Annotated in this window: 14 protein-coding genes; all 14 read right to left on the bottom strand. The window is 43.1% G+C overall.

The features are described 5' to 3' along the window. Positions 1–7 precede the first annotated feature (7 nt). The 14 genes from R8806_RS14040 to R8806_RS14105 all read right to left on the bottom strand — a co-directional run bounded on the left by R8806_RS14040 (position 8) and on the right by R8806_RS14105 (position 24,919). Positions 8–3,373 (bottom strand): SusC/RagA family TonB-linked outer membrane protein, encoded by a 3,366-nt coding sequence (locus R8806_RS14040; RefSeq protein ID WP_229782967.1) that lies wholly within the window; start codon positions 3,371–3,373, stop codon positions 8–10. A 149-nt stretch (positions 3,374–3,522) separates the two neighbouring features. After that, positions 3,523–4,695 carry a FecR family protein gene (locus tag R8806_RS14045; RefSeq protein WP_124316310.1) on the bottom strand — a complete coding sequence of 391 codons (1,173 nt, stop codon included), beginning with the start codon at positions 4,693–4,695 and terminating at the stop codon, positions 3,523–3,525. 82 nt (positions 4,696–4,777) lie between these two features. Next, positions 4,778–5,323 (bottom strand): sigma-70 family RNA polymerase sigma factor, encoded by a 546-nt coding sequence (locus R8806_RS14050; protein ID WP_124316311.1) that lies wholly within the window; start codon positions 5,321–5,323, stop codon positions 4,778–4,780. A 151-nt stretch (positions 5,324–5,474) separates the two neighbouring features. Next, entirely contained in the window at positions 5,475–7,781 is a 2,307-nt protein-coding gene (locus R8806_RS14055; protein WP_124316312.1) for a Gldg family protein, read from the bottom strand. Between the two features lie 7 nt (positions 7,782–7,788). Beyond that, positions 7,789–10,104 (bottom strand): Gldg family protein, encoded by a 2,316-nt coding sequence (locus R8806_RS14060; RefSeq protein ID WP_124316313.1) that lies wholly within the window; start codon positions 10,102–10,104, stop codon positions 7,789–7,791. After that, complete coding sequence (locus tag R8806_RS14065) at positions 10,101–11,048, bottom strand: ABC transporter ATP-binding protein (RefSeq protein WP_124316314.1); 948 nt, start codon at positions 11,046–11,048, stop codon at positions 10,101–10,103. Before R8806_RS14065 ends, R8806_RS14060 begins: the two co-directional genes overlap by 4 nt. A 210-nt stretch (positions 11,049–11,258) precedes the next feature. Further along, complete coding sequence (locus tag R8806_RS14070) at positions 11,259–12,380, bottom strand: hypothetical protein (RefSeq protein WP_124316315.1); 1,122 nt, start codon at positions 12,378–12,380, stop codon at positions 11,259–11,261. A gap of 11 nt (positions 12,381–12,391) precedes the next feature. Then, a complete protein-coding gene (locus R8806_RS14075) occupies positions 12,392–14,038 on the bottom strand; it encodes a RagB/SusD family nutrient uptake outer membrane protein (RefSeq protein ID WP_124316316.1) in 1,647 nt (548 codons plus the stop codon). An 8-nt stretch (positions 14,039–14,046) separates the two neighbouring features. After that, positions 14,047–17,697, bottom strand: coding sequence for a SusC/RagA family TonB-linked outer membrane protein (locus R8806_RS14080; RefSeq protein ID WP_229782966.1), 3,651 nt, complete (start codon positions 17,695–17,697; stop codon positions 14,047–14,049). Positions 17,698–17,861: 164 nt separating this feature from the next. Then, entirely contained in the window at positions 17,862–19,022 is a 1,161-nt protein-coding gene (locus R8806_RS14085; protein ID WP_167513915.1) for a FecR family protein, read from the bottom strand. Positions 19,023–19,131: 109 nt separating this feature from the next. Next, a complete protein-coding gene (locus R8806_RS14090) occupies positions 19,132–19,695 on the bottom strand; it encodes an RNA polymerase sigma-70 factor (RefSeq protein WP_124316318.1) in 564 nt (187 codons plus the stop codon). A 106-nt stretch (positions 19,696–19,801) separates the two neighbouring features. Beyond that, complete coding sequence (locus R8806_RS14095) at positions 19,802–20,932, bottom strand: AAA family ATPase (RefSeq protein ID WP_124316319.1); 1,131 nt, start codon at positions 20,930–20,932, stop codon at positions 19,802–19,804. Between the two features lie 90 nt (positions 20,933–21,022). Beyond that, positions 21,023–22,387 (bottom strand): DNA repair protein RadA, encoded by a 1,365-nt coding sequence (radA, locus tag R8806_RS14100; protein WP_124316044.1) that lies wholly within the window; start codon positions 22,385–22,387, stop codon positions 21,023–21,025. A 198-nt stretch (positions 22,388–22,585) separates the two neighbouring features. Then, positions 22,586–24,919 carry a transglycosylase domain-containing protein gene (locus R8806_RS14105; RefSeq protein WP_124316043.1) on the bottom strand — a complete coding sequence of 778 codons (2,334 nt, stop codon included), beginning with the start codon at positions 24,917–24,919 and terminating at the stop codon, positions 22,586–22,588. Positions 24,920–25,028 lie beyond the last annotated feature (109 nt).

The following is a 25,028-nucleotide window of genomic DNA, read 5'->3' on the forward strand; positions in this document are numbered from 1 at the left end:
CATTTCGTTAAAACCTGACTTGCAAACCGATACTAAAATTACGGGCAAAAGGATAGTCTATTCCCCTTTCCTGTTTTACAGAGGAAGCATGGAACACGTCATTCATATAAAACATCGCTTTCAAGCGTTTAATTCCCAATCGTTTCAAACGGGCCACGCCAAATTCGTATGCCACATTCAAAGTCGCCAGTTCCAAATAATTATAATCCTCAACGAAACGGGATGTCGGACGAGTGACATAGCCGACATTCATCCCGTCATAAGTCTCCGAGAATGCCGCGAAACGTACCTTATCACCCGGTTTTTGCCAACGTTCTTCGAAAGCCCGGCGATCCACGTTATAACGCAAATCCACGTCCTGCACCTTATCCACTAACGTTTGATTATACATTTGCCCCCCAATTCGATACCGGAAAGTCATGTTCAACGACAGGCCTTTCCACGTAAAATTTGTACCGAAAGTCCCTTCCACATCCGAATCCGTACACCCGCCAATGGCATAATTGGCTGTTGACCATTCCGACACGATGTCGCCATTCCGGGCTTTAAATATTTCATTACCGGTAGCCGGATCGATTCCCAACGATTGGTTCACCCAGATAGAATTCATGGAAGCTCCTTCCATGTAACGAACCCTCGGGCGATTCACGCCATCCTTCTGTTCTCCCGTTGCTGTCAACTCATCCTGTGTCTCGTTGTAAGCCCGCAAGGCATTTGAAATCTTCAACAATTTATTCTTATTATGAATCGCAGACCCATTCACGCTCCAATAAAGAGAGTTTTTCTGATTTTTCAAAATAGCCACCTTCAGGTTTAACTCCCATCCCCGGTTTTCCACTTCTCCCAGATTATCCATGTAAGAAGAAAAGCCTAAAGACGGTGGCAAGGTTACGGCCGTTAACACATCTTTGGAAGTCTTGATATAATAATCTGCGGACAAATCAATCCGATCGCCCCACAGGGTCAAATCCACACCATAATTCTGTTGTAACGTACGTTGCCATGAAAGATCCCGGTTTCCCATCGCCATCACGATCGCCCCCACGGCGTAGTGATAACGTTCCCCAGTCAGGTACCCGTAAGTTGTTATCGCCTGATACGGGTCATAATTCTGACTTCCGGTCAACCCGTAGGAACCCCTGATCTTTAATTGTTGCAGCCAATTCACATTCTTCAGAAATTTCTCATGATGCAAATTCCATCCCAAACCTGCTGACCAAAAAGGAGCCCAACGGTTATCCGAACCAAACTGGGAAGAGGCATCCTCACGGAAAGAAAGATCCACCAAGAAACGCTCGTCATAACTATAATTCAAATTCCCGAGAAAACCGACCAAACGAGAGGTATATTCATCCCCCTCCGGAGAACCCGATTTCTCGTATTGAGTGGCAAAACTGATGTAGTCCAAATTCTCATTCGGAAAACCTTCCGTCCTCACGGTAAATGATTTTGTCTGGTTTTGCTGCACATTCCATCCCAGATTTGAATTAATCACATGTTTCTGATGCCGCCAGAAATAGCTCAAAACGACACTGGCATCATAACTGAAATTATCTCCCCTCGAAGCCGTGTAGGATCCCCGACGATCAAAATCATCCCCGGTATATTCCGCAAAATCAGTATGCTTGGCAGGTTTAAACACATCCTCGAATGTATTTTGAAGCGTAAAAGAGAAACTGCCCTTCAAACGTAATCCTTCCAAAATATACCAATCGATCCCGAACAAATTCGTCAAATCATTATACCCGGACTCGTCCGTCACGTTTAAAGTCGCGTTATACAAAGGGTTATAAATAAACAAACTTCGAACTGTCGGATGCCAACGATCATCCTGATCCACCGTGTAAATCAAATTACCCTCTTCATCCTTGTATTTCACGTAAGGATTCATTTTCGTGTATTCACTGAAACTTCCATAAGGAGAGTTCTTTGCCTTTACCCGGGAATAATTCAACTGATTCCTAAAAGTCAATCCTTTATAGATATATTGTAATTCCATCCCCAACCCGATACGTTCACGCCCGGACTCCTTCATCACACCGGGAGTATTATTATAATTCACCTCCATCGCGTAACGGATATAATCGTTTCCCCCATCCAATCGCAAAGAGTGTTTATGAGCAAGCGTCACGTTATTCAACGGTTTGTCCAACCAATAGGTATTTACACCTTCCCGGACATTAGCTAAACGATAATTATAAGCCTCATCCATGTACACCTTATCGGAGAATTTATCCTGAGTATAATGAAGTCGTTTGGAAATATCATACATTCCTGACAATACTTCCAAGTTCAGTTTCTCTTCGGCATTACACAAATTATAGTCCGTCAGATCAGCCGCATAAAAAGTCATATCCCCATTATAACTTACCGACATCTTCCCACCGGCAGGAGCCACCGTCGTGATAACCACCACCCCGTTCGAGGCCCGAGAACCGTAGATAGCCGTGGCCGCGGCATCTTTCAATAACGTGATCGTGGCCACCCGATAAGGATCCATATCAAACACTTTCTCCGCAGTAGTTTCAAACCCGTCAACAATAAATACCGGCATATTGGGATTCCCGGAATACTCGTCCCGAACCCCGCTAATACTCCCGGCTCCCCGGATCTGGAAATCCGGAATGGCATTCGGATTCGAACCCATCTGGTTATTCGCTAACTTCACAAACGATGGATCAATATTTTGCAAAGCACTCAGGATATTCTGATTTCCACCCTGTTGCAATTCCTCCGCCGTGATCGTACGGGCAGCCCCGGTAAAACTATTTTTTGCCTGAGTATAATATCCCGTTACAATCACGTCATCCAACTCACTCACGACATCCTTCATCACAACGTTAATTCCAGTCTGTTTGCCCACCACCACCTCTTTCGTCTCCATGCCGACCATGGTGAAAACCAAAATATGATTTTCTTTTCCCTCGGGTAATGTCAATGAATATTTTCCATCCATGCCGGTAGCCGTTCCCAGTTGAGTTCCTTTCACAATCACGGTTACCCCCGGTAAAGCTTCCCCTTTCTCATCCGTCACCCGACCGGTAATCTTGATTTCCTTTTTTTGTTGATTCAAGGCAAGCTTACGGACAATCACGATTTTATCGACAATCTCGTAATCAAAACCATTCTGACGTAACACTTGATCCAAAACCTGTTTCAATGTCGCATCTTTCAATTCAACACTCTTCACTTTGAGATTTTCCAAACTTTCTCTACGATACACGAACTCGTAATCCGTGTTCGCCTTTAAATATTCCAGCACGTTTTCAAGCATCTCGTCATGGAATACCACATCCATTTTTTGTTCTTGCGAGTAACCCATGGCACTAACAGAACCAAACGCAACAAGCAAAATAAGAACTTTCAATGTCATAACTAACAGAATTTTTCGCAATCTTCTCCCAAGAAGACTACACGTCATACTCTTTTTTTTCATACATTTGTAAAGTATTACATTAAACATTCATCTGCGACCAACAGATGTTTGGTAAAGGGGGAATCGACCAAATTCCCCTTTTTTATTTATTGATAAACAGTAACAGATTGATTTTTCACGTTAAACTTCACTTCACCCGTTTTCTCCAATATATCCAAAACCGACTCGAAAGAAGCATAACGAGGAATTTTACCCTTAAACGTAGCCTCCTTTAAAGACGCGTTCTGATAGAAAACCGTAAAATCGTACCAACGAGCTAGTTTCGACATAATCTCCTCCAAGGTATGATTCTCCAACACGAACATCCCGTTTCGCCAGCTTATGACCTCCGCCACGTTTACCTTCCGGGTGTACATCTTTTCATCATTCACCACGGATTGCATTCCCGGATCAAGAATCACGGTCTGACCGTCGGCATCCACCTTCACTTTCCCACTGACCAAAGTGGTATAAGTGTTCTTCTCTCCCGGATAGGCATCCACGTTAAACTCAGTTCCTAACACTTCCACAGTCTGTTTTTTCACGACAACACGGAAAGGCTTTCTCTCATCCTTCGTCACTTTAAAATACCCCTCTCCCTCTAATTCCACCTCTCGTTTATCATTTCCAAAAGTAACCGGATATTTCAATTTAGAATCGGCATTCAGCCAAACTCGGGTTCCATCGGACAAAATCAAGTCAAACTCGGCCCCCTTGGGAACTTCAATCGTATTATAGGCCAATTGCGCTTGCTGTGGCAAATTCTCTGCCGAGTAAGACAATGTTGATTCTCCGGTCTTCTTTACCAAAATTCCAGCCTCTTCAAAATCCCCCTTCAAACTATCCAACAACATTGTAGTCCCGTCATCTAACCTTAACACGGGACGTTGTGGTTTCATCAAAGCGATTGCCACCTGTTCCTTTACAGGTTCTTCTGTTTCCCTCTCGAACAAATATAAGCTACTGAACACGGCCACTACAAATACTGCCGCCACTGCTCCCCAACGTAAAACCCGTAATCTTACCTCTTTCTTACGTTGGAGCTGCACTCGCTTCTCCATATCCAGTAATGCCTTCCGACGACCGATTCTTTGGTAGTTTTTAAAACCAACTTCTAGGAATGCTCCATCTTGCCAGCGATCGTACAACAGCTTATTTTCCGGAGAAACTTCTCTCCATTCCTCCAGCTCCCGAAGTTCTTCTTCAGAAAGCTGTCCTACTCGCTGTCGGGCAAGTAATCCGGCTATTCGAAACCATTTTTCGTTCTCACGCGTAATCATGCAATCATTTTTTTAATCCCCCCTATAACGCAACACCCCTCAAAAGGGGCAATAGAAAATTGAAGTTTTTTCAAAATAATTTCTATAAGCCTGAAAATAAGAATAGAAACAAAGAAGGTTCTAGTTTTTTACGCAAGAAATCCAAGGCCGTCGCCTTGTATTTTTTCACGGAGCTATCGGATAAACCTAATTTTTCTGCAATCTCCACGTTCTTTAACCCCTCCATAAAGCTCATTTCAAAAACGATTCTTGCCTTCTCCGGCAACTCCTCGATAGCGCTATACAACAATGTCTGAGCCTCTTGATCAATCACCGAATTGGCAAAACAAGATGCATCCTCCAACTCCCGGACATACCGCTCCCTAGCTGAATTTTTCCGGTGAATACTAATGATGTCATTTTTGATCGCCATGTAAAGAAAAGCCTTGAACGTGTACACGGAATCGAATTTATTTCTTCTTTCCCAAGCACTGAAAATGGCATTTTGCACGCAATCCTCTGCCAAAAACTCGCTTTCCTCCCCCAAATACTTGATGGCATACAAGATTAATCCCGGGTAAACATTCCGATACAACAAATCCAACTTTCCTCGCTGGAAATCAATTAATATCTGTGCATTCCAATTCACTTGTCAAGTTTTACCGTGTAAACTTACATAAAAATCTTTGATTTTTTATATTACCTCTACAAAGAGAAAACAAGAATAGTAATTGGAGTAATATTTAACGACTGACTACTTTATAAGTTACAAAGTAGTCAGTCGCATCATTTCATTTAAATCAATATCGATTCCTACGAATACATATCACCGCCCCGGAAACGGCTAACACGATCGCAATTCCCCAAACTAAAAACATCCTTACCCAAAAAGCTCCTTCTTGAGTAGTAGAAATTTTAGTATCCGTCACCTTAGGATAGTTAAAATACAATGGGGCCTGTCCATGTGTCATCCAATCACTAAGCACCCAATTCATCGCAGAAGGACTATGCCCCCGGAAACCCTGTCGCCCCTGTACCAGCTCCCGATTACTCATCCAATCGGCATCACCCGCAATAAAAATACGTTGTTCACGGTCCTCAACCTGACGAGTTAATCCCAGCACGGTAGTATTTGACCCGACAAACTCTCCTTTTGCTGCATCAGGCTCAATAGGTCCCATAATCCAGTCAACCTTTCCCACTTTATTCCACGAATCCAGAGCACTTTCCATCATCGGGACCACACGAAAATCGCTTGTTCCCGTAACCTTTAATGCCGTAACTCCATTCATGGCCAACGCTTGTAGGCCAAAAGGATAGTGCCGTCCGTGAAAAAGAGCTCTTCCCTCGGGAGTAAATCTACTGCATACCACGTTTGCCAACTCGATGACGGGTTTCTCAGCCAAACATCCTGTCATCATGCTCACGCCAAAACGATCCAATAACGGCTGAACTGTAGCCTGAGTTTCTGGCTCTACTAGCAAGATCAAGTTTCCCCCACGAGCAATATAAGCATCCAGATGAGCCAACTCTTGAGACGTATAAACCTGTTTCGGATCAGCAATCAGTAATATCGAGAGTGATTCAGGTACAGGTTGGTCAAGTCCGATTTCCATCCCGTCAATTCCTTGATTTAACCAAGAATACCGATTAAAAATACTCGTTGCTACCCGTTCATAACCACGGTTGCTACTATCATGAATAGAACGTTCTCCATGTCCCGTGACCACCCCTATTTTAGGCATACCACCCAACAACCGTTTAAAAGCCACCATAAACTCCTGAGGAGTAGGTAGAGGAGGAATATCATCAAAGATACGCAATACACTGCGCTGCCCGTTCAACTCGAAAAAGCGGACCAGCCGGTAATGCTCCGGTGCAAGATCCACGATTTGATCCATCTCTTCTTTCGTTTTGAAGATAGAAAAATCCACCCGACTCAACCGGGCAATCTCCCGTGCCGTTTCATCAAATGTCAGATTAGCCTTCATCCTCTGTATTTGGTGAGGCTTATCCGTCGGGGCATAATAATAGACATATTTAAGGTCAATGTCCGGTTTAAACCGGACATACTTATCAAAACTAGCCCTATCCTTTGAAATATTGGCAGGTAAAGCTAGAGACCGATAAGGATCCATTAAATTCACATACGTCGTGATCGTTAATTTCCCTTGATCTTTCAACGCCAGAATAATATCACGACATTCTTTCGTGATCGTGTTCACGTTATTTTCCGTGGAATCAAAATAACAGCGTAAAACCGGACAATTAGAAATCCACCCGCATAAAACAATAACACTCAGGATACCTACGTAATAAAGTACCTTACGCCACACCGGATAATGATAACGCCCCAACCACAATTTCAAAATTGTAAAACAGAGGAATAACAGCGTTATCGCCACAAAATATACTACATTCTGACTGGTCAATAATCCATCCAAAAACACTTTTATCCGCCCGGAAAGAGACAACCAAGTTGTAATCTCCCGGATACCATCCCAATTTTGCCCGTAACTCCCGATTCGTTCCAAAACGATAAAAACCACGAAAGAACCAATCGCTGCCACCACGGGATAGCGAGTCAAGGACGACATAAACAAGCCGATAGCGGAATAGGTTGCCATCGTCAAAAACATTCCCAGAAAAGCGACCCAAATGCGAGCATAGGCAAAATTCTCTATGCTAATTCCCCCGTAAATCACAAAGATCATCCATACCCCAAGTAGCACCAACGCATACACCAACATCGAAAAAAACTTACCAATAACTACCTGAATGGTACTCACCGGGGAAGAATCCAGTAACTTTATAGATCCACTCGCCAATTCCCGACTGAATAACCCCATGGTCAGCAATGGAAAATAAATATAGAGATAACGCATCCCTGCATGAAAAACACCCCATCCATGATAATCCCGGCTAAAAAACCAATAGGTAAGCCCCGGCATTTGCTGCCCCTCTGCCACGGCTTTAGCCACACTATCCAAAGTATCACAAAAAGCGACAGAACACTGTATGGTGAAAACCACTAAAATCAGCCAAGCAATCGGAGAATAAAACAACGATTGTAACTCGGCTTTCATTATATAATATACCTGTTTCATACTACTCTTATTGTTTATTTCGACGATAATACAACATAAACCCAAGGAATGCCATGAAAGCCGGAATAAACCATTCGTACAAATAATATATCCATTCCAAATCCTTGTCCCTGAAATTCAGGTTGCCATCGTCCACCCATCCTCTCGACGTGTTTACCGGAGCCTTACTATACACCAACCAGCTCATCGCTGTCGAGGCAAACCCTCCGGGATTCGGGTATAGTCCTTGATAATTAGTAGAGAGTCCGATATTACTCATCCATTCGGCATCAGCCGTCACCACTACCCGTTGTTCCTTCCCCTCAACCTGACGCCTTAATCCTGTAGCCGTCACGTAAGGTCTGGCAATCTCTCCAAGGGAAACATCCGGTTTTAATTCTCCTTCAAGCAAATTCACCTTCTCACGCTTCAACCAACTGTCGGGAGATGATGCGAATAAGGGAAACACCTCAAAACGACATCTTGAAGAGTCAACGAGAAGCGTTGTTGTCATCTTCAAGGGCAAAGAATAGCCTGCCCTTATCCAACTCTTTAACCCCGGAAGTATCTCAAAAGCCGATGGTAAAACAGAACAAATAGCGATATGCGGCAACGGTTCATCATTCAAATGCGGTTCAACCAGATACCCCTCGGCAAAACGAAGTCCTAAAGGATTGGCAATCTCATTCATTACTTTTTCATTCCCGGCATCCCCCATCAACAACAAGTTTCCCCCTTGTTCTACATACTCATAGACCATCTTTAATTCCTCTTTATCATATTCCTCCAACGGGTTGGCAATAACCAATACCGCTGTATTTTCGGGCAATTCACCCTCGCTAACAGACACCGACTGAACTTTATACCCTTGGTTTATAAAAGAAGCCCGAATATACGGCGTATTAAACATCGCATCATACCCGTCCCTCAACTTAGAGGTAATGTCGGGAGCCCCACGCCCAGTCAGGTAAACAATCAACGGTAAATCCTGTGTCATCCCTTTAAATGCGGCAGAAATCTCGGCCTCTGAAGGAAGTACTTGATTATCCTCGAACAATCGTAAAGGACGTGGTTCCTTTCCTTCAATCTCGATAATCTTAATCACCGGATTTTCCTCTTGCCCCAAATTCACGGGACACAGTTTCTGAGCCTCCGCTGCCGATATCACCTTTGAGGGATCAAGGCCCTCAATAGAAGCAATTCTTTTAGCCGCAGAATCCAAGCCTATACTCGGTATATATATATTTGCCGCCTGACTAAAAAAACGGGTTCCCCCATAATAATAAACATATTCCAACTCCATATCCGGGTGAAACCGAGTATATTGCTCAAAACGGGCATACTCTGTATTTACACTCCGAGGCATACTGAACCCGCTGTTTTTATGCAATATATTAACAAACGTAGTGATCTTTACATGTCCCTTCACTCTCTCCATAATCTCTTGGCTGGCAACTGTAAGCGTGTTCCTCTTATCCTCCGTTCCATCAGCATAAAATTTAAACATCGGACGAGAAGACACGTATCCCAAAAACAACACGACGATCACAACCCCGACATAAACACTACATTTCTTCCAGAAGGACCACGATAACTTTGCAAACCGCAACTTTAACCACGTCAAGGTCACACACAAACCAATGATCAAAAGGTAATAAAACACGTCAGCACTCGCAATCACCCCCTGTAAAAAGCTAATAATACGGGAACTAATAGAAAGCCAGTGAGTAATATCACGCATAAAAGCGTACTCCTGCCATATACTCCCAACCATATTCAATGCCGCCAAAACCCCGAAAGTTCCCACGGCTGCCACGATCGGATAAATGGAAAGTGACGACATGAAAAGACCGATTGCCGAGTATGTACACATGAGTAAATACATTCCCAACAACCCCGTGAAAATAGCCTTCATTTCCAGATTCTCCACGGTAAATATACCCAGTATTACAGGAATAAATAAAACAACAATCAGTAACAACGAGAAAATACACATCGAAAAGTACTTCCCCAACACCACCTGCCAAGTACTAACAGGCGAAGAATCCAACAATTTTATACTACCACTACTCAATTCCCGACTAATCAATCCCATCGTCAACAAAGGGAAAAAACAATATAACGTGTCCAAAATAGCCGCATAAATCCCATACTGATCAATATACAACCTACGGGTAACATGCCCTATCGAATCACCTAGTTCCTGAGTTCGGACCAACAAGTCAAACTTATCGTAAAAGACATTAAACACCCAGATTCCCAGTACTACCAGCATTAACCAAGCCAACGGTGAGAAGAAAAGCGTTTGTAATTCCGCTTTGGTTATTTTCCAAATTAATTTCATACCAACTCTTTTTTCCCGATTCGACTTTTCCCAGACAACTGGGCAAATACCTCATCCAAAGATCCCCGTTCCAGATTAATCTCCGTTAATTTCCATCCACCTTCAACTGAGGCACAAACAACCCGATCCGCTATATCCGTTGCATCTGAAAAGAAAAGACGGTATCTCTTCTCTGTCAGCTTATCAACCCGTTTTATGGATGGCAACGAAGCCAATACATTCACGTCAGGAGCCGCATCCAGCGTGATCACCAAAGAATTCGGTTCTATATAATTGTCAAACTCTTCTATCGTCCCGGAAAACACGCACTTTCCTTGCGTGATCATAATGATATTCTCACAACTTAATTGTACTTCCGGCAAAATATGCGTTGAAATAATTACTGCCCGGTCCACGGCAATCTCCTTGATCAGATTTCTGATTTCCACGATCTGAATAGGATCCAAACCATTCGTCGGCTCATCAAACACCACCACCTTAGGATTATGAATAATTGCCTGAGCAATTCCAACCCGTTGCTGGTATCCCCCGGACAAATTCTTCAACAAACGCTTTCTAAAATGCGCAATACCACAACGTTCTTTCGCTGCCTCCACGGCCTGATGTACCTCCTTCCCATCCATTCGCCTCAAATGGGCGCAAAAATGGAGATATTCATCCACCGTCATATCCGGATTCAAAGGTGGTTTCTGGGGTAGAAAACCGATATATTTCTTTGCCTCTATCGGGTGTTCCCTCAAATTTATCCCATTAATATAAATGTTCCCCGAAGTCTGATTCAATACACCACACATAATATTCATCGTGGTCGACTTTCCTGCACCATTCGCTCCCAACAATCCCAAAACTCCCCGATTCCTGATTTCAAAACTCAAATCCTGTACAGCCCACTGCGTGGTGTAACGATGGTACAGGTTTTCCACTTTTACAATTGCTTCTGACATCTCTTTGTTTTTTACATTCATACATACAATACGAGAGTATGTGTCCCGAAAAAACGGGACACACCTCTAGTTTATAAAGTCTATAAAGTCAAACCTTCGGTTCTGAAAGTTCATAAAGTCCCAAAGGACTACAGTAAACCTTGTCCGAAGAACTCCCGTGACCTTATGAACTTTATGAACCTTATAGACTTTATGAACTCATTTTATTCATTACATAGATTCTCTCACGGCATCCACATCAAACCCAGCCTCTTCCAATATATTCTTCAACAATCTAAATCGTTCGATTACGAAAGGAAATCCCGTATATAGCCCTTTAAACTCTTCTAGGGAATACGTGAAAACAGCCGCCATATACGAGTCAAGATCAGCCTCTTTGCTCGGCATCCAATAAGAATTCAACACCAGAATCCCATACGCCTCTGGACGACATCTCGCATATTCGTTACGCCATGTTGTTTCATTCGTTTTGGCAGCCTCCCGAACAGCTATCTCATTAATACATCGAACATATTCCGGATCGTCCTCCGTCAATTCTCCATTACCAACACGAATATCCAATTCTGCCTTCAAGATTCTCAAAGAATCCATATCCTGTTGATAATTTTCGATATACTCTATATTAGTCAGCACCTCCGAATAAAAGGGGAACATGGCACTGGAATTCCCATAATAGGAACTTCCCCACGGACTACTGGAATAAGCGGCTAAGGCCACCTCTGCCACTTCATAGAACGGGTCAACTAAATTCTCGATCTTTTTTGCACAAGTCTGGTTAACAAATTCCGCCCGGTACAATTTTTTCGATTCTGCATTATTTGCAAAATCGGCCAGGGAAATCCCTAAGAAATTAAACCCGCGATATACCTTTTTAGCACTATTACTCACATAGAAAGTCTCCGTAATCATAATCGCCGGAATATGCACTTCCGCACTCTTTACAAAAGGCAATAACGAGGCATCTAAAAAATCTAACAACGGCAATAATCTCGCCTTTCCTGTCCCCGTACTTACATCCACTGGGGTCCAAGTCACCCGATTCGTGTAGGAAGACGTGGTCATATTGTAACTCAGATCCAACACTTCATAATGATAAACAATATTCCCGACAGAATCCCGGCGTCCCCGGTCCTCCCGTCCTAGTGTATCATTATAAAACACCCCAATTTCATAACCTTTCCAGATGTCATATATTTTCTGATCCACAACATCTATGTTCTCCTTTGCTACGATCTCAAACCAGTTCTTTACCTCCGTCGGTCTCAACTCCGCCTCATCCGAACAACTGGTAAAAAACAACAAGCCTAAACTATATAATAATAACTTTCTCATCTTCTTGATTTTTAGTTTTTAACGACACCGTTTCCTCGCTCAAAGTTATACAGCACTGGAAAACAATAATTAATTACATCCTCAGGTACAGGAATCATCCAATCCCCCTTCAATGTATTATCATAAGCCTTCAATGTATAACTTCCTTCCAAAACCGCCTCACTCGTAGTACGAGTATGCCATTCATGTTTCACTTGAATCGTCTGTTTATGAACAGAATTCACGGCATACCGACGTAAATCGAACCACCGATGTCCCTCAAAACATAACTCCTTCTGCCGTTCCCGACGAATAAATTCAATCAAACCACTCCCGCTGGCAGGTATGGCCGGTACAACCGTGTACCGTGTTTCCAAAAACTGACGCATCGTTTCCACCGCTCCTGCATCTCCCGCACAAGCCTGAGCCTCTGCCTTATTCAAAACCACCTCAGCATAACGGATAGAGGCAACTTCATTAAAATCCATCCCTTCCACAACAGGCATGACCGGAGTCCCCGTGATCGGATCTGTTTCTACAATCGCCTCATTAATAGCCGCCCGATATTTACGGGAAACCAAATAATTCTTCTGATAGGAACGAGCAAAAAAAGCACTATATCTCACATCATTTGCATCAAACAACTGTAATAACTCATCCGAAACGACATACGAATCCCCCATCACGTAAGCCACGTCAATGTAACCATACTGAAGATTCCCGTTTTCATCAATCCAAGAAGAATAGGTTTTACTCACGTATCCGGTACCCCCATGCACATAACTCATAACTTCCCTTCCTTGAGTATAAATCACCTCCGGTAAAGAAGCCGTCAAAAATGCTTCCCCACTTCCGGGAGTATAGCGACTAGCTAAATTATACAGAGTATATCCTTCCACCTTATTAGCCGCTTTTACCGCCAAATCGTACTCTTCCATATAAAGATATACCCGACTCAACAAGGCATAAGCCGCAGCTGCCGTTACATGAACCTTTGATTCCAATACAGACCCTTGCTCCAACAACGTTGCCGCTTGAGTCAAATCACGCACGATCTGTTGATAAACCTCTCCGGTACTCGCCCTTGCAAACTTTTTATCTTCAATGGCAGGATCAAGCTTTAAGGTCACGCTTGCCCCGTCATTCAAATTACTTTTGTCATAAGCTGCCCCGTAAATATTTGCCAACATGAAATAATTCCAAGCCCTCAAATAATAACATTCTCCCAGCACCCTAGATAATTGTTCTCTTTCCGCGTCTTTCTTAATCTTACAATTAGGAGCCTCTTCAAGGATAGAATTAAGAACAGAGATACGAGTATAGAAACTGGCCCATTCTCCATCACTCCGTGCAACACCGGTATAAGAAGTAAAAGGATTCTCGGCCCAGATATAAAACCCGGCCATCTTCTCCCACACTTGATCACTCTTGCTAACAGAACTGTTAGGAACCGGCATCTCTTTCGATTCGTCAGCCATGATATGCAAGTAAGCCATCGCTCCCGTGGCAGAAATGCTCCCGACATTTCGAGTGAGATAGCCACCGCCCAGTAATAATTCGTCCAAATCGTCCACTGACTCCACGTAAGTCGAGTTTTGCGAATACTCTTCTAGGAAATCACCGCAAGAAGAGCAAAAGAAAAACAAAACCACCAACAGATATAATATATTTTTCATCATCTCTAAAATTAGAAATTAACATTCAAACTAACAGAATAAGTCGGACGTACCGAGATATTTACCATGCTACTCGTACCCGATTGTTCCGGGTTCTGCCCTTTCAGTTTCTTGTCACAAATCGTGAATAAATTTGTTGCTGACAAAGAGATATAAGCACTCGTCATTCCCACTTTCTGAATCAATTCCTTGTCAAACACGTAACGGAAACTCAAAGATTGCAAACGTAAATAGTCACCTCGTACTACCCGTAGATCAGAATAATCATACAATTCATATTTGGATGCGTTCGTACTCGTAATTGGTGTCCAAGCCGAATAACCGCGCCACCATCCGTAGTCCAATGCCACATCCGCAGAATTACCTTGAGCCGTCAGGCTGGTACGGATTCCCGGAATATTGGTGTTCTTCTCATCTCCGGGACCTCTCCAACGATTCACGAACTCTTTTCTCAAATTGTTATGAGGCTTCGGATTCACCGCACTATAATCCCCGGAACAAAGTTTAAACATCCGAATCTTATTCCCGATACTATAAGCCAGATTAAAAGAAAGACTGAAATTACGATAGGCAATATAATTATTTAAACCTCCCTGCAAAGTCGGCACCCTCGTCCCGGACTCTCCCAACACTTCCATCCAAACATCTTTCTTATCCGACAAAGCCATCTCGTTATATTTCTCGATTAACTCATCTTTAAGCTCGTCTTCTAAACCTTTGAATGTCGGAATACCCATTTTATCCAAACCATTGAACCGATAAGAATAGAACGTATTCAACGGAGTACCGGCAATATAAGCGTTTCCGTCCAACAAATCCTTTACCGTAATCTCATCCTGTAACGTCTTGTTATTCTTATTAATAGCCGTATTTACTAATTTATTCAAAGTTTGCCCGATCTGCGGATCAATTCTCCATACAAAACCCCGTTTGCCGCCTTTACCTGAAAGGGCATTGTCAATCGCGGTGAAATACAATGCTAATTCAACCCCTTTATTCTCAACATCTCCCGCGTTCACCACGTAATTCGTGATACCATTCTGACTGGCCACCTTTTTAGACAGGAAAGCATCTTTTGTCTTCTTGTAGAAGAAAGCAAATGACCCGTTAATCTTGCCATGCAGGAAACTAAAATCAAGTCCCACGTTATAAGAATGTGTTTTTTCCCATTTCAAATTCGGATTCGGATAAGCTCCAATCGTCGATGCAAACCCTCCTAACGTTTCATTATAATCCCCCTTCTTGATAATTAGCCGAGTAGGTTGATTATTCATCATATTTCCTTGTAAACCATACGACAAGCGAAGTGCCAAATTTTCAATCCAATCTATATCCTTCAAAACATCATTTGAAATATTCCACCTCCCGGATATAGACCACACGGGAAATAATTTTTCGTTACTCCGACTACCGAAAGCATTCGACCAATCCGCACGGGCATTGAAATTCAAAATATAACGGTCATCATAACCGTAAGTAAGCGTCAAGAACCCGGACATCAAATTCGTCAACTGATCCGTGTACACCGGATTATTATTCGCGTTCCACCGATGATAAGCATAATAAGCTTCGAAATCAGCCGGTTGATTGATGGTGTAAGTCGGGAACGTTTTTCCCCGATCCTTATAATATCCTCTCACCTCTTCCGCAACCCCGTTATACTCCGTCGAAGACAACTCATATCCCAACATGACATTCGTGAAATGTTGCCGTTCCATCCCCAAGTATTTACTATAATCTGCCTGCAAACGTAACGTGTAACTATTATTTTTCGTCGTGATCGTTTTCAACGTTCCCCCAAAAGGACAAGTCGAAGCATATTTTGACTGATTCGCTCGCAAAAGAGCCGTGTGATTCGAATCCTCACCAAACCACTCCTCCTCATTCGTGTAATTAAACTGATAAGACCCTGTTCCGATCAATTTAAAATCCTCCGTAAACTTGTATTGTAACTGCCCCGTGATAGAAACAGAGTATTGATCTATATACCGGCTGGAATTCTTCATTTCATCCACAATATTAAATTGGGAATACATACTCCCATCTTTCTTGTACCGCCAATACTCCCCATCTTCACCATAAAGAGGAATGGCACGGTTCATACTATGGGCATAACTCATCACATTCAACTCATCCGGATTATACTTTTTATTCGTCACACTCCCGTTGATACCAAACTGGGCAGAAAACTTGTCATAGGTCGCTGTCAATTTCAAAGCCGAAGAATATCGTTTATTCTCTTCTCCTTTCACGTTTCCTTGTTCATCAGCATACCCGATTGAAGCATAATAACGAACATCCTGTGATCCCCCGCTTATACTCAATGAATGATTGTGAGAGAACACATCTTTTGTCAAAATCTTCAACCAATCCGTATTCATAGTTTCATACCATTGAGACTGTCGCTTGAATTCATCATAACTGATTGAACTATCCATGAAATAATCCAAATACGCTTTCTCGTACCCAATCCAATCCGAAATACCGTCATACACACCATTATAGCGAACTCCCATTTCCATCAATTCCCGTGATACATCAACCCTCTCCTTAGAATTCATCATATAAAAACCTCGATCCGTGTATCGGGGACGTTGCGTAAATGTACCACTCATCGAATAAGAAACTGTCGGAGCTCCTATTTTTCCCATTTTCGTGGTAATCACAATAACTCCATTGGCTGCACGAGCCCCGTAGAGCGCCGTAGCCGATGCATCTTTCAACACGTCAATTCGCTCTATATCATTCGGGTTCAAACCGGAAATCGCATTTCCCAACAGATTCACAAAGTCCAAATCATTCAGTTGAGCCGGGTCCACGTTCACCGGATCCTGTTGTATGATTCCATCCACTACCCAAACCGGTTCTTGACTTCCCAGAATAGTTGATGTTCCCCGGATTCGTAACTTGGGAGCTGCACCTACTTGGCCCGTATTCTGCATAAATGTCAATCCCGGAATACGCCCTTCCAACATCATATCAATCCGGTTACTCCCCGGCACATCAATGTCATCCATCTTCACGGTATTCACGGCACTCGTCAAGTGTCGTTTGTCGATCTGTTGGTAACCTGTCACCACAACCTCCCCAATCTCCTTCAAATCCTCTTCCAACACTACGTTAAGACTATCGGATGTTTCCGTGAAACGGACCCGCTTGTTTTTAAAACCCACAAAAGAAAATTCCAAAAAACCCTCTCGCACGGGTAACATCAACGTGAATACACCCATGCTATTAGTTGCCGTTCCCACGGTAGTACCTTCCAATCGTACCGTCACCCCGGGTAGTACCTGTTTCTTCTCATCAGTCACCTTTCCCGCAACTCTTAACATAGACTGTTGCTGTTGTCCCTGAATCTCATCTGCCCGACGTTTTACCACGATAATATTCCCTTTAAAACTATAGGTCAGATCCGTACCCTCGAATAAACGTACCAACACCGTTTCCACAGTTTCATCTTTTACCTCAACAGACACCTTACCCAAACTATTTGTCTGTTCAGTATTAAAAATAAAATGCAAATTTGTTTGTCGCTGAATCTCATCCAGTAACATCTTCACCGTCACCTCTTTCATCTTTAAACTAACCCGCTCTTGCTGGGCAAATGAACTTGCCGAAAGAGAAAAGGTGAAACAAGACAATAAAACGAGACACATTCTCATAATTTTCCACAATTTACGCCAACATCCCGAAAGGGATCGAAGGCAAATCCGATTTTTTTCCATACTTTTGTAATTGATAGTTAGATTATTTACCAATAGACCCCACACAATAAGGTTTATCGGAGATTAAACTAGCGGAAGGTGCTTCCAACGCCTTCCGTTTTTTATTTGGTAACAATAATAATTCGTTCTTTTATCGAAAATTTCACTCCCGTAGCCTCCGTGATTGCATCCAGAATATCTCGAATCTCTTTATAGCGTCCCAAGTGTCCGGAGAAATGAAGTTGTTTCACACTGTCTGTCTCATAGAACACATCCACATCATACCACAGCGAAAGTGTGTTCATAATTTGTTCTAAACTCTCCTCCTCAAAAGCAAATATACCCTTCGTCCACGCCACATATTGCTGGACATCCACGCTCCTAACTTCAATCTCTCCACGCTCTCGATTAAAACGAGCCCAACTACCCGGAGATAATATATGTTCATAATTCGGTAATTTAATCCCGACTCTCCCTTCCACTAAAACAGTCTGAATCCCCCCTTCTTTATGCGTATTCACATTAAAAGAAGTCCCGTAAACCTTGATCTGCATTCCATCCATTTCCACGTAAAAAGGTCGTGTACTATCTTTTTGAACTTCGAAATAAGCCTCTCCGTCCAAATAAACTTTTCGCTCCTGTTTCCCGAACGTCACGGGATATCTCAAGTTCGTGGCAGAATTCAATATCACGGATGTCCCATCGGACAACGTTAAACGGAACTCTCCTCCCCGGGGAGTCTTCAGTGTATTATATTTCAATTTCTCTTCTCTCGAAACAACATCATTGTCGTACACTAACCCTTTATTTGTCTGTCTGGCCTTCAATCCCTTGTCAACTTCAATTTCCCCTTGTTTCATGTCTTGTAGGGCCAGCGTTGCTCCTCCCGGAAGTACCAGCATAGCTTTAACCTGTCCCGGTTCAATCACCTTACTAATCAAGGTGTTCTCCGCTTTCTCTTCTCGGTTCAACAACCAGACGGAAAGTCCCACCGCTACCGGTACGGCTATCACCGCCGCATATCTCAATGCTCGCCTCCATAAAGACCGTCGTTTCGGCTGAACCTGTTGTTCAAAACGTCGCCATCCCTTTTCCATATCAATCCGGCAAAACTCAGGAAACTCCTCCGCAAACCGTCCTTCTTCCTTCATCTCTTCAAAAAAACGACGGTTTCCCTCGCTCTCCTCTACCCAACGTTCCAACTCTTGTCGTTCCTCCTCAGAAATAACACCGGACAAATAAAGTCGAATCATTCGAACTATTTTCTCATTAAAGATTTCCATATCCATTCTCTAATTTTGCACCACATACGACGAGTATCCCAAAAAGGGGTAAGTGGAAAAAGACTTTTTTCAAGAAAAATTTATAGTCCGAACGAAAAGTAGGCTAGAATCAAAGCACCCGGAACATAACTAATAGGACAAATAAATTCCCCATCCGCTCTTTCAAGAAACGAACAGCATTCTTTTTATGGGTTTTAACCGTTTCTATGGAAAGGGACAATAATTCGGCAATCTCCTCATTTTTTTTACCTTTTAGATGCAATTCAAATACTTCCCGACAACGATCAGGCAATTCACGAACAGCCAAATACAACTCCCGGTAAATCTCCTCTCGCATCAAATTATATTCCCGTTCCCTCTCATCATCATGATTGGCAAGCTGGTAAGCAAGATACCGATTTTCTACCGCTTTGTGCTTTAAATAATCCAGACACCTATTCTGAACCGCATCATACAGAAATGCCCTGAATCCATGAAAAGAATTATATTCCTTCGAACTTTCCCAGATCGCCACGAAAACTTCTTGCACCACATCCTCAGCTACTTCCCGCTGACGGACACGTTTCATGGCATACAGCACAAGATAATTATAGAAGTGTTCGAACAAAATCCGAAACGCTCCTACTTCCTTGGCATTAATTTGCTGAATAAATTTATCTTCTGAAATATCCATTCACTCCCTAATTGGATTCTTGACAAATATAAAATATTCCAACTAAGAAACAAAATCCAGCGAACTGATTATTTTGTAAGTTACAAAATAATCAGTTCTATCATTTTCACTTAAACCAATCCCGTTTCAACCACGCCTCGAACAGAGGATCTTGAAATGTGATTTCATTTCCTCTCACATCAATTACTTCCCGTTCCATAAGAGCTTGCTTTATTCTAACCACATTTCCGGAAGTACCAATCCGATAAGCCTGTAATGTTTGTTTTGAACTTAATTGCTTTTCTCCCGCTATTAATGCCTTCAAAAAACCGAGCTGGGCATTACTAAACGTTTCCATGCTATTCAGAAAAAGTAGGCTCAACTGGTCAATCAACCCATTATACGCTTCCTTAACAACAGATGGCACGACTAACTTCTCTGTCCTAAGCCACACCTGTTGAGCCAATTGCTGCACATAATACGGGTGCTTATCGACCAATCCCACCAATAACTGAATTTCATCCCGTTCGATAACCTTATTAGTCGTTTGGAATTTTTGTCGGATAAACGGGACCCACTCTTCCGTTTCTATTTTTTGAAGAAACATTAAGTCTCCAAACTTATAAAAAGGCATTGAAACATTCGCAAAAACATCCATCAACATGTGTCGCTTGCTACCAAACAAGCAATAAGCAACGTGTGCGTGTCGCTGCCAATGGGCCCTCAACTTCTTTTGAAACGCCAAAGAATCCCCGAAATTAGCCACGTTCTGAAATTCATCAATACAAATAATTAAACGAATATTTTTAGATACAGCCAAAACCTCTGCCAAGTCCAGAATATCATCCGGATTACGTTTCAATTCCTCCAACCCAATTCCAAAAGACAGCTCACTTTCCACATCAGCCGTAAAAGAAATCCGGGGGATCAAGCGGGCAAGGAAGTTTTTGGCATTCATCGCTATTTCTTCCCACTTGGAAGATACAGATGTTAAAACTTTTTTCGCCAATAACGTATAAAACTCCTCTTCTTCCCTCACGTTAAAAAGGTCAATCATGCATAATTTCACATCTCCTTCAGACGCTAGGAGTTGTTTGGCAGCATGCGTTACTAGCGATGATTTTCCCCAACGACGAGGAGAAATAATAATCGTATTTGTCAGACTTCTGAAATTCTGCAACAAACGTTCTGTTTCCACTCGCCGATCCGTGAAATTCTGATCCGTAGCTATTTTCCCAAAAACAAAAGGCGTTTCCATATTTATTCGTTTTATTCTAGAACAAATATAACTGATTATTTTGTAAGTTACAAAATAGTCAGTTCATAAAATATAATATGGATAAACGATTTAGCTAAATAACTCCCGACAAATATCTCTCACCCGGGAAACAAATCTCACTTTTATATGTGCGGGAACTTTTGTCAGCGCTTTCTTATTTCCCGCCGGAACAAATATTTGTTGGAATCCGAGTTTTTCAGCCTCCAGTATTCGTTGTTCTATACGACTCACGGCACGAATCTCTCCCGACAAGCCAACTTCTCCGGCAAATACGGTATTCGTGGGTATCGGAGCATCTATATTTGAAGAAAGAACCGCCATCACGACCCCTAAATCCAAAGCCGGGTCACTCACCCGTATTCCTCCGGCAATATTCAAGAACACATCCTTCGCTGCCAACCGGAAACCCACCCGTTTTTCCAACACGGCAAGCAACATATTCAATCGTCGCGTATCAAAGCCCGTTGCAGACCGCTGGGGCGTCCCGTAAGCTGCCGTGCTAACCAAAGCCTGCACTTCCAATAAAATCGTTCTAACGCCTTCCATGGTGGCAGAAACAGCGACTCCACTCAAATCTTGGTCATGATTGGATAGCAACAGCTCGGAAGGATTGGCCACCTGTCGCAAACCGGATTGTAACATCTCGTAGATTCCGATTTCGGAAGTCGAACCAAAACGGTTCTTCATAGAGCGCAAAATACGGTACATATGTTGCTGATCACCCTCAAATTGCAGGACAGTATCCACCATATGTTCCAGAATCTTCGGACCGGCCAACTGACCGTCTTTCGTGATATGCCCGATCAAAATAGTCGTAATCGTATTTTCTTTCGAGTAACGCAGCAACACGTTAGTACATTCCCGGATTTGCGATAAACTCCCCGGAATGGCATCCACACTCTCTGTTGCCAGCGTTTGTATAGAGTCAATAATCAATAATTTCGGTTCAAGCGCACGGGAATGTTCCAATACCGTTTCCAACGAGTTCCCCGAAAGGAACAGGCAATCGTCATTCTCCGCCCCCAATCGTTGCGCCCGCATCTTGATCTGCGACACGCTCTCCTCCCCGGAGACATACAGAACTTTCCCACATCGATTATGTAAGGCAAATTGCAGTACCAACGTCGATTTACCGATACCCGGTTCTCCTCCCAGTAGAATCATAGAACCCGGTACGATTCCACCTCCCAACACCCGGTTCAGTTCTCCATCTCCGGTATCCATACGCTCATCCGCATTCGCCTTCACCTCCGACAACTTCAAAGGCCGTGAAGAACTCGCCCCCACGATAGAAGCCACCCGGTTTCCTTTGGTAGAAACTTCCACCTCTTCCACAAAACTATTCCACTCCCCGCAAGTAGAGCATTTCCCAACCCACTTGGATTCCTTTGCCCCACAATTCTGACAAACGTACACGGTTTTTGTTTTAGCCATACAATTGAAAATTGGAAATTGAAATAAGCCATCTAAATAATAACCTCTCCTCACCTAATAGGGGAAACCACTTGGTAATCAACTCTCCCCCTGTGTAAGGGGGAGTCGGTGGGGGTAGTTCTCAAATAAAACTTTTTCAATATCGTTATTCTTACTATATTTTCTATAAATCAGATTATCAACAAAATGAATTTTCAATTAATCAAAGATTTCATCTGAAGAATCGTAATCCGTCATTCCCTCTCGATCCGCATCCCCACAATCAAGCACATGATTTACCCCGTTCGGTTTCTGGAAATCACTTTGCGGTACGGCAAGAGATTTATCCGCATATACTTTCTGCATAAACAAAGCCCAAATCGGAAGTGCCATACTGGCTCCCTGTCCATTCGCCAAATTCTGGAAATGGATAGAACGATCTTCCGCACCTACCCAAACCCCTCCGGCAAGATCAGGTGTAATTCCGATAAACCAACCATCAGAGTGATTCTGCGTCGTTCCAGTCTTTCCCCCGATCTGGTTCTTAAAACCATACCGAAAACGCAAACGACGACCCGTTCCTTCATCCACAACCCCCTGCAACAAATTCGCCATCAGGAATGCCGTATTTTCAGTAATCACCTCTCTGGATTCCGGGTAGAAATTCGCCAGCACGTTACCATACTTATCCTCAATTTTAGTCACCATCATCGGTGCATTATATACCCCTTTATTCGCATATATCGAGAATGCCCCGACCATCTCTTTCACGGAAACCTCGGAAGAGCCCAAGAAAATTGCGGGAACCGGGTCTATAAAACTCGTGATTCCCATCCGGTGAGCCATTTGCACGACGGCCTCCGGGGTAAATTGTTTCAATACCCAACCGGAAATATTATTCACCGAATTTGCCAATCCCCATTTCAAAGTCACCATCTCACCTTCCCGCTTATCCGTGGAATTACGAGGCGTCCAAGTCGTCCCGTCCGGCAAGACAAACGTCTGTTGCACGTTCAACACTTGATCACAAGGTCCCAACCCCTCCTGCATCGCCAACGTGTAAAGAATCGGCTTGATCGTTGAACCGATCTGTCTTTTTCCGGTACTTACCATATCATACTGGAAATAACGATAATCCGGTCCTCCCACGTACGCCTTGATTCGGCCCGAAGAAGGTTCCATCGCCATGAATCCGGCCCGGAAGAATGACTTGTAATGTTTCAATGAATCCAACGGACTCATCACGGTATCCCGTACACCTTTCCACGTGAAAACAGACATCGGAATCGCTTTATCAAAGGATTTCTTTATCTCTTGGAAACTCTTACCCGCCTTATTCATTGACCGATAGCGCTCGGTACGACGGATAGAAGTATTCAAAATATCATTGATCTCGGAAACCGTCAAATCATTCGAAAAAGGCGGATGAGCTTTTCTACTTCTCTCGGCCATAAATGCCGGCTGCAACGTTCCTCCCAGATGTTCCGTCACGGCCTCCTCCGCATATTTCTGCATCCGGGAATCCAATGTTGTATAAATCTTTAGCCCGTCCGTGTAAATATTATAATGCGAACCGTCTGATTTCAAATTCTTGTTGCACCACCCGTAAAGCGGATTCGTCTCCCAAGCCAAAGAATCTACCGCATACTGGTCTTTACTCCACTTGCTGTAATTTCTTTTATCCGGTTTGGATGCTGTCATGTATAACCGCAAATATTCCCGGAAATACGTCGCAATACCCTCTTTATGATCCTCCTTGTGAAAGTCCAACCCCAAAGGCAGAACCTTCAAAGAATCAAATTCAGCCCGTGAAATCTTGTCATATTTCAACATCTGTCCCAACACCACATTCCGGCGTCCCAACGTCTTCTCTTCTCTGCGTACCGGGTTAAAAAGTGAAGGATTTTTAGCCATTCCCACCAACATGGCGGCTTGTTCCACCTTCAAAGAATCGGGTGTTGTCGAAAAATATATGTTTGCGGCAGAGTTAATACCAACGGCCAAGTTCAAAAAGTCAAACTTATTGAGATACATCGTGATAATCTCTTCCTTCGTATAGCTCTTCTCCAATTTCACCGCAATCACCCACTCCCGGAATTTACGCACGGCTAACTCCATGAAATTCTGATTCGCCTCCCGAGGAAACAACATCTTTGCCAACTGTTGCGTGATCGTACTACCACCTCCGGCAGAAGAATTCCCGGTCAACATCCCCTGTGCTACCCGGAACAATCCCCGCACATCAATACCACTATGATCATAGAAACGCACATCCTCCGTGGCAATCAAAGCATCAATAACACTCTGAGGAATATCCTTATAATCCATGTACCGACGGTTCTCACTCCCCTCGAAATACTTCCCTAAAATCTTCCCGTCCTCGGAATAAATCTCCGTGGCAAATTTATTCTTGGGGTTCTCCAACTCCTCGAACGTGGGCATAAAACCTAATTTACCCGCCGAAACTAGGTAGAAAAAGAAAAACACACCCGCAACAAAAACAATAAATAGCCCCCAGAAAATGGCAAAGTCTTTCCAATATCTTTTAAACATCACTTCTCGTTTTTATTTTAGCATACAAAGTTAGAAAATTAAATTTATATCTCTACCGATCAAGAAGAATCTCTCCCTGCTCTTTCATAAAAACGATCAAAACTTCTTG

Origin of the sequence: Butyricimonas faecihominis (genome assembly GCF_033096445.1) — a bacterium.
Taxonomy (GTDB): Bacteria; Bacteroidota; Bacteroidia; order Bacteroidales; family Marinifilaceae; genus Butyricimonas; species Butyricimonas faecihominis.

Bases quoted from the DNA above. Each gene is read 5' to 3' on its own strand.
- R8806_RS14040 (WP_229782967.1), bottom strand. From the start codon at position 3,373: ATGACATTGAAAGTTCTTATTTTGCTTGTTGCGTTTGGTTCTGTTAGT.
- R8806_RS14045 (WP_124316310.1), bottom strand. From the start codon at position 4,695: ATGATTACGCGTGAGAACGAAAAATGGTTTCGAATAGCCGGATTACTT.
- R8806_RS14055 (WP_124316312.1), bottom strand. From the start codon at position 7,781: ATGAAACAGGTATATTATATAATGAAAGCCGAGTTACAATCGTTGTTT.
- R8806_RS14060 (WP_124316313.1), bottom strand. From the start codon at position 10,104: ATGAAATTAATTTGGAAAATAACCAAAGCGGAATTACAAACGCTTTTC.
- R8806_RS14065 (WP_124316314.1), bottom strand. From the start codon at position 11,048: ATGTCAGAAGCAATTGTAAAAGTGGAAAACCTGTACCATCGTTACACC.
- R8806_RS14070 (WP_124316315.1), bottom strand. From the start codon at position 12,380: ATGAGAAAGTTATTATTATATAGTTTAGGCTTGTTGTTTTTTACCAGT.
- R8806_RS14075 (WP_124316316.1), bottom strand. From the start codon at position 14,038: ATGATGAAAAATATATTATATCTGTTGGTGGTTTTGTTTTTCTTTTGC.
- R8806_RS14080 (WP_229782966.1), bottom strand. From the start codon at position 17,697: ATGAGAATGTGTCTCGTTTTATTGTCTTGTTTCACCTTTTCTCTTTCG.
- R8806_RS14085 (WP_167513915.1), bottom strand. From the start codon at position 19,022: ATGGAAATCTTTAATGAGAAAATAGTTCGAATGATTCGACTTTATTTG.
- R8806_RS14090 (WP_124316318.1), bottom strand. From the start codon at position 19,695: ATGGATATTTCAGAAGATAAATTTATTCAGCAAATTAATGCCAAGGAA.
- R8806_RS14095 (WP_124316319.1), bottom strand. From the start codon at position 20,932: ATGGAAACGCCTTTTGTTTTTGGGAAAATAGCTACGGATCAGAATTTC.
- radA (WP_124316044.1), bottom strand. From the start codon at position 22,387: ATGGCTAAAACAAAAACCGTGTACGTTTGTCAGAATTGTGGGGCAAAG.
- R8806_RS14105 (WP_124316043.1), bottom strand. From the start codon at position 24,919: ATGTTTAAAAGATATTGGAAAGACTTTGCCATTTTCTGGGGGCTATTT.